Annotated in this window: 7 protein-coding genes; 6 read left to right on the forward strand and 1 reads right to left on the reverse strand. The window is 61.2% G+C overall.

The window, feature by feature from the left end:
* The first annotated feature begins 147 nt into the window (after positions 1–147).
* The 6 genes from recC to D8U71_RS22735 all read left to right on the forward strand — a co-directional run bounded on the left by recC (position 148) and on the right by D8U71_RS22735 (position 11,842).
* On the forward strand, positions 148–3,600 hold the full coding sequence (recC, locus tag D8U71_RS22710; RefSeq protein WP_130888731.1) for an exodeoxyribonuclease V subunit gamma: 3,453 nt from the start codon (positions 148–150) through the stop codon (positions 3,598–3,600).
* Entirely contained in the window at positions 3,597–7,283 is a 3,687-nt protein-coding gene (gene recB, locus D8U71_RS22715) for an exodeoxyribonuclease V subunit beta (protein WP_125927145.1), read from the forward strand. The genes recC and recB overlap by 4 nt, the downstream gene beginning before the upstream one ends.
* Positions 7,280–9,388, forward strand: a complete 2,109-nt coding sequence (gene recD / locus D8U71_RS22720) for an exodeoxyribonuclease V subunit alpha (protein ID WP_130888732.1) — start codon at positions 7,280–7,282, stop codon at positions 9,386–9,388. The genes recB and recD overlap by 4 nt, the downstream gene beginning before the upstream one ends.
* Before the next feature lie 119 nt (positions 9,389–9,507).
* Positions 9,508–10,077: a YfiR family protein gene (locus D8U71_RS22725; protein ID WP_024011482.1), complete on the forward strand. Its 570-nt coding sequence runs from the start codon at positions 9,508–9,510 to the stop codon at positions 10,075–10,077.
* The gene (locus D8U71_RS22730) at positions 10,074–11,342 is read left to right on the forward strand and encodes a diguanylate cyclase (RefSeq protein WP_110603516.1); all 1,269 of its coding nucleotides are present in this window, start codon (positions 10,074–10,076) and stop codon (positions 11,340–11,342) included. The genes D8U71_RS22725 and D8U71_RS22730 overlap by 4 nt, the downstream gene beginning before the upstream one ends.
* Positions 11,342–11,842 carry an OmpA family protein gene (locus D8U71_RS22735; protein WP_016771800.1) on the forward strand — a complete coding sequence of 167 codons (501 nt, stop codon included), beginning with the start codon at positions 11,342–11,344 and terminating at the stop codon, positions 11,840–11,842. The genes D8U71_RS22730 and D8U71_RS22735 overlap by 1 nt, the downstream gene beginning before the upstream one ends.
* On the opposite strand, the gene D8U71_RS22740 is transcribed toward D8U71_RS22735, so the two are convergent.
* Positions 11,839–12,786, reverse strand: a complete 948-nt coding sequence (locus tag D8U71_RS22740) for a LysR family transcriptional regulator (protein ID WP_016771799.1) — start codon at positions 12,784–12,786, stop codon at positions 11,839–11,841. The two genes, D8U71_RS22735 and D8U71_RS22740, sit on opposite strands and share 4 nt — an antisense overlap.
* Positions 12,787–12,808 lie beyond the last annotated feature (22 nt).

Genomic DNA, 12,808 nt, shown 5'->3' on the forward strand with positions numbered 1-12,808 from the left:
TCCGAAACCCCAATTGCGAAAGCAGTTGGGGTTTTGTTTTGCCTGCGAGAAAGTTCTTACAGCCTTCGCAGACCTCGTCCGGCTGTCACAGCCGGCCGACAATGCTAAGGTTCTGCCTCGGCTTTAGCGATTTTCCAAGGAATCCATATGTCGGACGCCCAGTCCCTCAACGCTGCATTCATGGTGGTTCAGAGTAACAGTCTCGATGAGCTGCGCAGCCTTGTGGTCAGCATCATGCGGCGCTATCCACTCGCACCCTTGGAGAACGAAATCGCTTTGGTACAAAGCAACGGCATCGCCCAATGGCTCAAACTGGCATTGGCCGAGGATCCCGAAGACGACGACCTTGGCGGTTGCGGAATCGCTGCGGCGATTGACGTTCAACTACCCGGCAGTTTCATGTGGCAGCTCTATCGCATGGTATTGGGACGAGAAGAGATTCCGGCGAAATCCCTGCTCGATAAGGCTCCGCTGACCTGGCGCATGATGCGCCTCTTGCCACAGGTAATCGATCGCCCCCACTTCGAGCCGCTGCAACGCTTCCTTACCCATGACAGCGATCTGCGCAAGCGCTATCAATTGTCAGAGCGTCTGGCCGACCTGTTTGACCAATATCAGGTCTACCGGGCCGACTGGCTGGAAGATTGGGCGGAAGGCCGCCACCAACTGCGCAATGTGCGAGGTGAAATCAAACCTCTGCCACCGACCAGTTGCTGGCAGGCCGAGTTGTGGCGAGCGCTGCTGGATGACGTCGGCGAACAAGGCATGGCGCAGAGTCGTGCCGGCGTGCATCAACGCTTCATGGAACGCATCAACACTCTTGATGAGGCTCCGGCTTCACTGCCACCGCGTGTGATCGTTTTTGGTATTTCTTCGCTACCCGCGCAGGTACTTGAAGCGCTCGCCGGTCTGGCACGTTTTAGCCAGGTATTGCTTTGCGTACACAACCCCTGTCGCCATCACTGGGCCGATATCGTCGCCGACAAGGATCTGCTGCGGCATCAATACAAGCGGCAACAACGCAAAAGCGGGATGCCAGTGGTACTTGACGCCGAGACCCTGCATCAGCACGCGCATCCGTTGCTGGCCGCTTGGGGCAAGCAAGGTCGCGACTATATCAACCTGCTCGACAGCTACGACGACCCCAACAGCTACCGCGCAGCCTTTCGTGACGGCCGCATCGACCTGTTCAGCGAAGTCCAGCCCCGCAACATGCTTAATCAGCTGCAGGATGACATTCTTGAGTTACGCCCCCTCAACGAGACACGCGAACTCTGGCCAGCGGTCGATGCAACCCAAGACCATTCAATACGTTTTCACATCGCCCACAGCGCCCAGCGCGAAGTCGAAATCCTGCACGATCAACTCCTGGCGCGTTTCAGCGCTGACCCGGCTCTACGCCCACGGGACGTGATCGTGATGGTCCCGGATATCGACAGCTATGCCCCGCATATCCGCGCGGTTTTCGGTCAGCTCGATCGATTTGACCCGCGCTTCATTCCTTTCACTTTGGCGGACCAGGGCCAGCGTGGACGTGATCCGTTGCTAATCGCGGTCGAACATTTGCTCAAATTGCCGGACAGTCGTTTCCCGGTCAGTGAGATCCTCGACCTGCTCGATGTCCCGACCCTGCGTGCGCGATTTGGCGTAGAAGAACGCGACCTGCCAACTTTGCATCGCTGGATCGAAGGCGCCGGCGTGCGTTGGGGCATGAGTGCCGAGCAACGGGCCGGTCTCGGTTTGCCGGAGGAACTGGAGCAGAACAGCTGGCATTTCGGCCTGCGCCGAATGCTGCTGGGCTACGCCGTCGGCAGTGCCGACGCATGTGCAGGTATCGAGCCTTACGACGAAATTGGTGGGCTTGATGCTGCCCTGATCGGTCCACTGGTGGCTCTGCTGGATGCCCTGGAAATCGCTCATCGGCAACTCACGCAACCGGCTCAACCGAAAGAGTGGGGGCTGCGTTTGCAGGCGCTGATGCAGGTGTTCTTTCAGGCGAGCAACGAGCACGACGACTACCTGCTGACCCAACTGGAGGAGCTTCGCGAAACCTGGCTCGAGACCTGCGAGGCGGTCGGGCTGACTGACGAACTGCCGCTGACTGTCGTGCGCGAAGCCTGGCTCGCCGGGCTGGATCAGGGCCGTTTGTCGCAACGATTCCTCGCCGGTGCGGTGAATTTCTGCACCTTGATGCCGATGCGTGCCATTCCTTTCAAGCTGGTATGTCTGCTGGGCATGAACGACGGCGATTATCCGCGCGCGCAGCCGCCGCTGGACTTCGATCTGATGGGCAGCGATTACCGACCTGGGGATCGCTCACGACGTGAAGACGATCGTTACCTGTTACTCGAAGCGCTGTTATCCGCACGCACTCAGCTCTATATCAGTTGGGTCGGTCGCAGCATTCGCGACAACAGCGAACGACCTGCCTCGGTGCTCATCGGCCAGTTGCGCGATCACCTCGCCAGCGGCTGGCGTTCAATCGACCCAAGCCAGGATCTGTTAGACGCGCTGACCGAAGAACATCCCCTGCAACCTTTCAGCGCCCGCTATTTCCACGAAGGCGAGCAACTGTTCAGCTACGCCAGCGAGTGGCAGGTATTACATCAAGAGAAAGCGCAACAAAGCGAAGCACTGTTACTCGCGCCATATGTTCAAGAGGAACCGTTGACGCTGGCATTGCTGCAGGATTTTCTGCGGAACCCGGTTCGGCATTTTTTCACTCAACGCCTAAACGTGTATTTCGAGGCCGCGCAAGCACCGCTGGCCGATGAAGAACCTTTTGTGCTGGACGCGCTGCAGCGCTACACGCTCAGCGACAGCTTGCTGGAAGCCGCACTCAGCCAGCCGGACAATATCGATCAGGCGCTGCAAGCCCGGGCGCTGCGCCTGCAAAACAGTGGTCTGCTGCCCATGGCCGGTTTTGGCGAATGCCTACAGCATGAACTGATCGAACCGCTACCGGATCTTCTGCAGCGTTATCAACAGTTGCTGACGTTATGGCCGACGCCGTTGACCAGTGCGATCCCGGTCAGTCTCGACCTGCAGGGTTCGCGGCTGGAGGGCTGGCTCGCAAACCTGCATCAACGCGCCGATGGCGGACTACTGTCAGTCACCACTATTCCCAACAGCATCGGCTCGATCAAAACGCGCAAGTGGCACCGGCTGACCAAACCGTGGGTCACCCATCTGGTCGCCTGCGCCAGCGAGCATGCGCTGACCACGGCATTGGTCGCCAGTGATGACACGTTGTTGCTGGAGCCAATGGAGCGAGACCGAGCGTTGCGTTTGCTCGGTGACCTGCTTCTTGCGTGGCAATCAGGCATGCGCCAACCCTTGCCGATTGCGATAAAAACCGCGTTCGCCTGGTTGTCTCAAACTGACCCGGTCAAAGCCGAAGCCGCTGCGCGAAAAGCCTATGACGGTGACGGCCAGACCAGCAACGGCGAGCGGCGTGAAAGCCCGGCACTGCTCCGGCAATTTCCCGACTTCGATGCATTGTTGGCAGACGAAACCTTCACCGGCTGGTGCGACGCGTTGTACCGCCCATTATTCGAAGCGCCGTGGCGTTCCTTGTCCAGCGAAGGTGCGCGCGCATGAGTACGAAAACACCCTTGGCTCTGGCCTTCCCGCTGCGCGGCAGTCAGTTGATCGAAGCAAGCGCAGGCACCGGCAAAACCTTCACGATTTCGGCACTTTATCTGCGGTTGATTCTCGGCCATGGCGGCGAGACAAGCGGGTTTTTACGCGAATTACTGCCGCCGCAAATCCTCGTAGTGACGTTTACCGACGCTGCTACCAAAGAGCTGCGTGAACGCATTCGGACACGCTTGGCTGAGGCCGCGCGATTCTTCCGCGATGAAATCACTGCCCCCGACGGACTGATTGCCGAGTTGCGCGATCAGTTTGATCCGCAACAATGGCCGGGCTGTGCCAACCGCCTCGATATCGCCGCGCAGTGGATGGACGAAGCCGCCGTCTCGACCATTCACAGCTGGTGTCAGCGCATGCTGCGTGAGCATGCGTTCGACAGTGGTAGCCTGTTCACGCAGTCGCTGGAAACCGATCACAGCGATTTGCTCGGCGAGGTGCTGCGCGATTACTGGCGGCTGTTCTGCTACCCGATGCAGGGCGATGCGCTGAACTGGGTGCGCAGCAATTGGGGTGGCCCCGCAGCGTTGCTGCCTCGAGTACGCGGCTTGTTCGCCAGCGAGCGTGACACCGATGAAGGCAAGGTGCCTGCGGAGCTGATCGCCGAATGTTTGCTGGAGCGGCGAGCGGCGTTGGTTGAACTGAAAGCGCCTTGGCATGATTGGGCAGACGAACTGCTCGCGCTCTGCCATGAAGGAGTCGCCAGCAAAACCGTCGATGGCCGCAAGATGCAGGCGCGTTATTTCGAGCCCTGGTTCGACAAGCTCAAGACCTGGGCCGAAGACGAGGCGCTTGAGCAACTGGACATTGGCACCGGCTTCACCCGTCTGACACCCGAAGGCATGGCCGAGGCCTGGAAAGGCCAGGCCCCGAGTCATCCGGGGCTGGACGCCATGTCCGTACTTAAATCGAGCCTCGACGTATTGCCGACGCCCGATGCCGCTGTTCTGCAACACGCTGCCAAGTGGGTCGGTGCACGCTTCGAAGAAGAGAAGCGTCGCCGCGCAGAAATGGGATTCGACGACATGCTGCTGCGTCTGGATGCAGCGCTGCAATCGGAGGGCGGCGAGCGTCTGGCAACGCTGATCCGCGAGCAGTTCCCGGTCGCGCTGATCGACGAATTCCAAGACACCGATCCGGTGCAATACCGCATCTTCGAAAGCATCTACCGCATCGAAGACAATCACCCTGACACCGGCCTGTTCCTGATCGGCGATCCCAAACAGGCGATCTACGCCTTTCGCGGTGCCGACATCTACACCTACTTGCGCGCACGCCAGGCCACTACCGGCCGCTTGCATACGCTCGGCACTAACTTCCGCTCCAGCCACGGTATGGTCACAGCGGTCAATCACGTATTTGAACGCGCCGAGTCCCGAGAACAGGGACGCGGCGCGTTTTTGTTTCGCGAAAGAAATGGCGAGAACCCGGTGCCGTTCCTCCCCGTCGAGTCTCAGGGGCGCAAGGAAACGCTGCGGATTGCCGGGCAAGACGTCGCAGCACTGAATGTCTGGCTACTGCACAGCGATCAGCCGCTGTCCGGCGCGGTCTATCGCCAGCAAATGGCCGCCGCCTGCGCCAGTCAAATCACCGCACTGCTCAATGGCGGGCAAACCGGCAGCGCTGGTTTCTTTCAAGCAGACGACTTCAAAGGTTTACGCCCTTCGGACATCGCGATCCTCGTCCGCGACGGTAAGGAAGCCCAGGCCGTACGCGCCGAACTCGCCGCCAGAGGGGTGCGCAGTGTTTATCTCTCGGACAAGGATTCGGTGTTCGCCGCGCAAGAGGCGCACGACCTTCTGGCGTGGCTGAAGGCCTGCGCCGAACCCGATGTCGAGCGCTCGCTCAAGGCTGCGCTGGCCTGCACCACCCTGAACCTGCCGCTGATCGAGCTGGAGCGCCTGAACCAGGATGAAATGGTCTGGGAAGCCCGGGTCATGCAGTTCCGCGGCTATCGCGAGCTCTGGCGCAAACAGGGCGTGTTACCGATGTTGCGCCGCCTGCTTCACGATTTCCATTTGCCGCAGACCCTGATGCAGCGCAGTGACGGCGAGCGTGTACTGACCAACCTCTTGCACCTCTCGGAACTGATGCAGCAAGCCGCTGCTGAACTGGACGGCGAGCAAGCGCTGATCCGCCATCTGGCCGAGCTGCTGGCACTGTCCGGTCAGGCCGGTGAAGAGCAGATTCTGCGTCTGGAAAGCGACGAGCAACTGGTCAAAGTGGTGACCATCCACAAATCCAAGGGTCTGGAATATCCGCTGGTGTTCCTGCCATTCATTTGCTCGGCGAAACCGGTGGATGGCAGCCGTTTGCCGCTGCATTACCACGACGCTGCGGGCAAGGCGCAGATCAGCCTCAAGCCGACCCCCGAGTTGATCGCCCTGGCTGACGATGAGCGTCTGGCCGAAGATCTGCGTCTTTTGTATGTCGCGTTAACGCGCGCGCAGCATGCCTGTTGGCTGGGCGTCACTGATCTCAAACGCGGCAATAACAACAGCTCGGTGCTGCACCTGTCAGCGTTGGGTTATTTGCTCGGTGGCGGTGCCGCTTTGGGCGAGTCCAGCGAATTGAATCGCTGGCTGCGCGATCTGCAGCAAGACTGCGCGGCGATTGGCATCGGCGAAATGCCTCAGCCCACTGATGAGCATTACCAGCCGCCGCGCAATGAAGCAGTGCTGCGAGGGACGCTACGGCCCCAGCGCAAAGCCAGTGAAAACTGGTGGATCGCGTCGTACAGCGCCTTGCGCATCAGCGACATATTGAGCATCGGCAGCGATGAAGCACCGGACAGTCCGCAGGCACAAAAGCTCTTCGACGACGAGCGCCTCGATCCCGACGCACCCCGCGAAATCATCAGCGGTGGCGCCGATATCCACCGTTTTCCCCGTGGCCCCAATCCCGGCACCTTTCTGCATGGCTTGCTCGAATGGGCGGGCGCTGAAGGTTTTTCGGTTACCCGCGAAGCGCTGGAAGATGCGATTGCCCGGCGTTGCAACCTGCGCGGCTGGCAAGGCTGGATTACCACGCTGACTGACTGGCTGCAGCATTTGCTCAAGTCGCCGTTGCCGATCGCTGGCGGGCAACCGCCGGTGGTTCTTGAGCAACTGAAGCAATACCGCGTCGAGATGGAATTCTGGTTCGCCAGCCACAAAGTCGACGTGCTCAAGCTCGATGAACAGGTGCGCCAGCACACCCACAATGGCGTCGCCCGGGTGGCGGCGGAGCCGGTACAACTCAACGGCATGTTCAAGGGCTTTATCGACCTGACCTTCGAGCACGCTGGCCGTTATTACGTCGCCGATTACAAATCCAACTGGCTCGGCGTGGATGATCAGGCCTACACCGTGCAGGCAATGGAGCAGTCGATCCTCGACAACCGTTACGACTTGCAATACGTGTTGTATCTGCTGGCACTGCATCGCCAGTTGAAGGCGCGGCTGGCGGATTACGATTACGACCGCCATGTCGGTGGGGCGCTTTATCTGTTCCTGCGCGGTACGCGTGCGGAGAGTCGCGGTGTGTACTTCGTGCGTCCACCACGGGAATTGATCGAACGCCTCGACCGGATGTTCCAAGGCAAACCCGAACCCAAGTCCGAACCCGCCTGGGAACAGGGAGTCCTGCTATGAGCCGCACATTCGCCGATCTGCTGCCGACGCCGCTGGAAGCGGACAGCCTGTCGAAACTCTCGCCGCTGACCCGCGCCGATGATTTGCTGTTGTTGCTGAGCCGTTGGGTTGAGCGCGGCTGGCTGCGCGCATTGGACCGCGCCTTTGTCGCTTTCCTGCATGAACTCGAGCCCGAGACCGACCCGTTGGTGCTGCTGGCTGCGGCGTTGACCAGTCACCAGCTCGGCCATGGTCATGTGTGTCTGGACCTGTTTGAAACACTCAAGGCACCGGATTTTGCACTGTCATTGCCGCCCGAAGGCGATGTGCAGGGCGGTGTGTTGTTGCTTCCCTCGCAATTGCTCGAAACGCTCGATGGAGCCCATTGGTGCAAAGTGCTGGCAAGCAGTCCATTGGTGGCCTTGGCTGCTGACCCGAGTGAAACAGCGCAGACACGCCCGTTGGTGCTGTCCTCGAAACGCCTGTACTTGCGCCGCTACTGGACCTACGAACGCCGCATCGATGCAGCGTTGCGCCAACGCTTGATGCAACAGGAGCCGACGCCAGATGACCTGCCGCAGCGCCTCAATGGATTGTTCGGCGGCGCGGAACCCGCAGCTGTCATCGATTGGCAGAAACTCGCCTGTGCTCTCGCTACGCGCAGCGCCTTCAGCATAATCACTGGCGGCCCGGGCACGGGGAAAACCACTACGGTGGTGCGCTTGCTCGCGTTGCTGCAGGCACCGGCCGTCGAGGCTGGCCATCCGCTGCGCATTCGTCTGGCCGCCCCGACCGGCAAGGCCGCTGCACGTTTGACCGAGTCGATCAGTCAGCAAGTGCAATCACTGCAAGTCGCCGAAGCGGTGCGCGCGGCGATCCCCAGCGATGTGACCACCGTGCACCGTTTGCTCGGCAGTCGACCGGGCACCCGGCATTTCCGTCATCATGCCGGCAACCGCCTGCCGCTGGATGTGCTGGTGGTCGATGAAGCGTCGATGATCGACCTGGAAATGATGGCGAACTTGCTCGACGCCATGCCGGCCCATGCTCGGCTGGTGCTGCTGGGCGACAAGGATCAGTTGGCCTCGGTCGAGGCCGGTGCGGTGTTGGGCGATCTGTGCCGTGACGCCGAGGGCGGTTGGTACAGCCCGCAGACGCGGCAATGGCTGGAGTCAGTCAGTGGCGAGTCGTTGCAGGGCAGCGGTTTGCATGAAGATCGCGACGGCACCCACCCGCTGGCGCAGCAAGTGGTGATGCTGCGTCACTCGCGCCGCTTCGGCGAGGGCAGCGGCATCGGTCAGCTCGCGCGCCGGGTCAATCAGCAATTGGCCGATGAAGCGCGACGGTTGCTCGCGGCCGGCAGCTACGACGACGTGTATTCGCTGCCGCTCAAAGGCGAGCACGATCACAAGCTCGAACGCCTGTTGCTCGAAGGTCACGGCAACGGCCCGCAAGGTTACCGCCACTACCTGAGCGTACTGCGCGATCAGCGTCCACCGTCAACGCGGCCCCTTGAGCATTCGGACTGGATAGATTGGGCGCGCGAAGTCTTGCAGGCGTTCGACACATTCCAGTTGCTGTGCGCGGTGCGCAAAGGGCCGTGGGGCGTTGAAGGTCTGAACCAGCGCATCACCGCTGCGTTGCTCAAGGCGCGTCTGATCGAGAGCGATCAGCAGTGGTATGAAGGTCGGCCCGTGCTGATGACTCGTAATGACTATGGTCTGGGCCTGATGAACGGCGACATCGGCATTGCCCTGAAACTGCCCGAGCGTGAAGGCGCAGAGATCGGCAAAACCGTTCTGCGCGTGGCCTTCCCGCGTAACGATGGAGAGGGCGGCGTGCGCTTTGTGTTACCGAGTCGGCTCAATGATGTCGAAACCGTGTACGCCATGACGGTGCACAAGTCCCAGGGCTCGGAGTTCGCCCATACGGCGCTGATCCTGCCGGATGCGTTGAACCCCGTGCTGACCAAAGAACTGATCTACACCGGGATTACTCGCGCCCGGCACTGGTTCACCCTGATCGAGCCGCGTGCCGGCGTGTTTGAAGAGGCGGTGCTGCGCAAGGTGAAGCGGCTGAGCGGGCTGATGTTGGAGCTGGAGGAGGGTGCCGAGCTTCGGGGATGAACCGCTGGATGATCGGCAACGATTACTGACCAACCGGTCAGAGGCAGGCGCCTCGCTGGTGTTCTGGCGCTGTGCTATCGTTGCGGCATCATTTCGTTACGCTCCAAGAGAATCCCTCCATGAAGGTGGCCGTCTGGGCGACACAGCGTGTGGTGGCCTGCCAGCACGCATTGCTGATCGTTTTGCTCTGGTTGTTCACGGGCAGCGCCATCGCCCAAGCGCAAACCGGGCCGGCCGAGCAACGGGCCAAAGCGGTCACGCAAGTGGTGCTTGGCATTCTCAGCTATGCACGCTGGCCGGTGGAACCGGCGCAGTTGCGCCTGTGCATCGTCGGCCCCACCGAATACACCGATGACCTGGTCAAAGGCACCACCCAAGCCACGGGTCGGCCGGTGGCTGTGCGGCGTCTGCTGGCGGACAACCCGGGCATCGTCAGCGAATGCGATGCGGTGTACATCGGCAAGCTCACCGCCGATGAACGCAGTCGTCTGTTTGCATCGTTGATCGGGCACCCGGTGCTGAGCATCAGCGAAGCGGACGATCAATGCACCGTCGGCAGTCTGTTCTGCCTGCGCGTTGGCGATGAGCAAGTGTCGTTCGAGGTCAATCTCGACTCCGTGGCTCGCAGTGGTGTGCGCATACACCCCAGCGTGTTGCAGTTGTCCCGTCGCAAAGCGGCAGCGCCATGAAGCTGTTCAGTTGGAAGGCTCGCCCCACTCTTGGCTCGGTCATCGGCCGTGGACATTTGATTGTCGCGCTGGTGGCGGTGGCGATGGCCAGTGTTTCGCTGACCTTGCTGGGCGTGCTGGCGCTGCGGGTGTATGCCGACCACAACCTGCATTTGATCGCCCGTTCGATCAGCTACACCGTCGAAGCAGCCGTCGTGTTCAATGACAAAGCGGCGGCAACCGAGGCGCTGGCGATCATCGCTTCCACGGAGGAAGTGGCAGACGCCCGAGTGCTGGACGCGCAAGGCCAATTGATCGCGCAATGGCAGCGCGCTGAGACCGGTTTGTTCTCCGAGCTGGAAATGCAGATCACCCGCGCCATTCTGGAAAAACCGGTCAGCCTGCCGATTGAGCATCAGGACCGTGAAATCGGTCGGGTCCTGCTCATCGGTCACGGCGGCAGCCTGATGCGCTTCCTGCTCAGCGGCCTGGCCGGGATTGTGCTCTGCACCGCGATCAGCGCCTGGGTCGCGCTTTATCTGGCGCGGCGGCAGTTGCGCGCGATCATCGGCCCGTTACACAGCCTCGCCGCCGTCGCCCACGCCGCCCGTAGCGAACGAGCGCTGGATCGGCGCGTGCCGCCGGCGCAAATCGCTGAACTGGATAACCTGGGCAACGACTTCAATGCCTTGCTCGGCGAACTCGAGTCGTGGCAAACCCATCTGCAAAACGAAAACGAAACTCTCGCTCACCAAGCGACCCACGACAGCCTCACCGGTTTGCCCAACCGCGCGTTTTTCGAAGGCCGCTTGATGCGCGCCTTGCGCAACGGCAAAAAACACGATGAGCGGGTCGCCGTGCTGTTTCTCGACAGCGACCGCTTCAAAGGCATCAACGATAACTTCGGCCACGCCTCGGGCGACGCAGTGCTGGTGGCGATCGCCAATCGAGTGCGAGCGCAATTGCGCGAGGATGATCTGGTCGCGCGGCTGGGTGGCGACGAGTTCGCCGTGCTGCTCGCGCCGCTGCACACGGTCGAAGACGCTGAGCACATCGCAGACAAGATTCTCGCCAGCATGGACATGCCGATCACCCTGCCCGGCGACAGCAGTGTAGTGACCTCGCTGAGTATCGGCATCGCCGTTTACCCCGATCATGGCGCCACGCCGGGTGCCTTGCTCAATGCAGCCGACGCGGCGATGTATCAGGCCAAGCGCCTGTCGCGCGGCGCGCAATTCACCGCCGGGTCGGAGCGCCCGGTCGATTCCGTTCACACCAGGAGCTGATGCCCGTGTTCACACTTCCCTTTCGACTGTTTTCCGCATTGCTGCTGATCACCGCGCTGACCCTGAGCGGTTGCCAGACCGCCCCGCAAAAGGGCCTGACGCCGGCGCAGGTTGCCGTGCTCAAACAGCAGGGTTTCGAGTTGACCGACGACGGTTGGGAGTTCGGCCTGTCGGGCAAAGTGCTGTTTGGTAGCGATGTTGAAAGCCTGAACGCAGCCAGCACGGAAATCGTCGAACGCATCGGCAAGGCGCTGCTCGGCGTGGGGATCGAGCGCGTTCGGGTAGATGGCCACACCGATGCGTCGGGCAAGGAAACCTACAATCAGCAACTGTCGCTGCGTCGGGCCAAGAGCGTTGCCAACGTCCTCGGCACGGTCGGCATGAAGCCGGAAAACATCCAGCTGCAAGGCCTGGGCAGCAGCGAACCGGTGGCTTCCAACGACACCGCAGCGGGGCGCACGGAAAATCGCCGGGTGTCGATTGTGGTCAGCGCCGACTAATCGGCAAAGCGCATCTCCCGCGTTTCCCCCATCAACAGCGCCTGATTACGCTCAGTCACCTCGCGAATGTAATCCCACAACAAGGTAATCCGCTTCAACTTGCGCAAATCCTCCCGGCAGTACATCCAGAACTGCCGGGTGATGTCGATTTCCTCCGGCAACACCGGCAACAATCGTGGATCCTGCGCGGCGAGGAAGCACGGCAGGATCGCCAGCGAGCGCCCCTGCTGCGCGGCGACGTATTGCGCGATCACGCTGGTGCTGCGCAAGTTTGCGCTGGCGCCGGGCAGCACGTTGGCGAGGTAGAGCAGCTCCGAGCTGAACGCCAGGTCGTCCACATAACTGATGAATTGATGCTTGCTCAAGTCGGCCGGGCGGCGGATCGGTGGGTGTTTGTCCAGATAGTCCTGGGTTGCGTACAGCTGCAAACGGTAGTCGCAGAGTTTGCAGCAGACGTACGGCCCGTGCTCCGGCCGCTCGAGGGCGATGACGATGTCGGCCTCGCGCTTGGACAGGCTGATGAAGTGCGGCAGCGGCAGGATGTCCACCGAGATTGCCGGGTAGGCGTCGACGAAGTGGCTCAACTGCGGGGTGATGAAGAAACTGCCGAAGCCTTCGGTGCAGCCCATGCGCACGTGCCCGGACAGGGCAACGCCCGAGCCCGAGACTTGCTCGCAGGCCATGTGCAACGTGCTTTCGATCGACTCGGCATAACCGAGCAAGCGCTGGCCTTCGGTGGTCAGGACGAAGCCGCTAGTGCGGGATTTTTCGAACAGCAATGTACCCAGCGCCGCTTCCAGCGAGCTGATCCGTCGCGACACCGTGGTGTAGTCGACAGCCAGGCGTTTGGCGGCGGTGCTGGCCTTGCGGGTGCGGGCGACTTCGAGGAAAAACTTCAGGTCGTCCCAGTTCAGCGAGCCTAGCGAGGTGATGTTTTTTTGCATGATGGTCGGGCTTATATGTGCG

The organism is Pseudomonas sp. Sample_21 (assembly GCF_004307525.1).
Classification (GTDB): Bacteria; Pseudomonadota; Gammaproteobacteria; order Pseudomonadales; family Pseudomonadaceae; genus Aquipseudomonas; species Aquipseudomonas atacamensis.

What these genes read in the sequence shown, in the direction of transcription:
- recC (WP_130888731.1), top strand. Translation starts at nt 148, where the DNA reads ATGTCGGACGCCCAGTCCCTCAACGCTGCATTCATGGTGGTTCAGAGT.
- recB (WP_125927145.1), top strand. Translation starts at nt 3,597, where the DNA reads ATGAGTACGAAAACACCCTTGGCTCTGGCCTTCCCGCTGCGCGGCAGT.
- recD (WP_130888732.1), top strand. Translation starts at nt 7,280, where the DNA reads ATGAGCCGCACATTCGCCGATCTGCTGCCGACGCCGCTGGAAGCGGAC.
- D8U71_RS22725 (WP_024011482.1), top strand. Translation starts at nt 9,508, where the DNA reads ATGAAGGTGGCCGTCTGGGCGACACAGCGTGTGGTGGCCTGCCAGCAC.
- D8U71_RS22730 (WP_110603516.1), top strand. Translation starts at nt 10,074, where the DNA reads ATGAAGCTGTTCAGTTGGAAGGCTCGCCCCACTCTTGGCTCGGTCATC.
- D8U71_RS22735 (WP_016771800.1), top strand. Translation starts at nt 11,342, where the DNA reads ATGCCCGTGTTCACACTTCCCTTTCGACTGTTTTCCGCATTGCTGCTG.
- D8U71_RS22740 (WP_016771799.1), bottom strand. Translation starts at nt 12,786, where the DNA reads ATGCAAAAAAACATCACCTCGCTAGGCTCGCTGAACTGGGACGACCTG.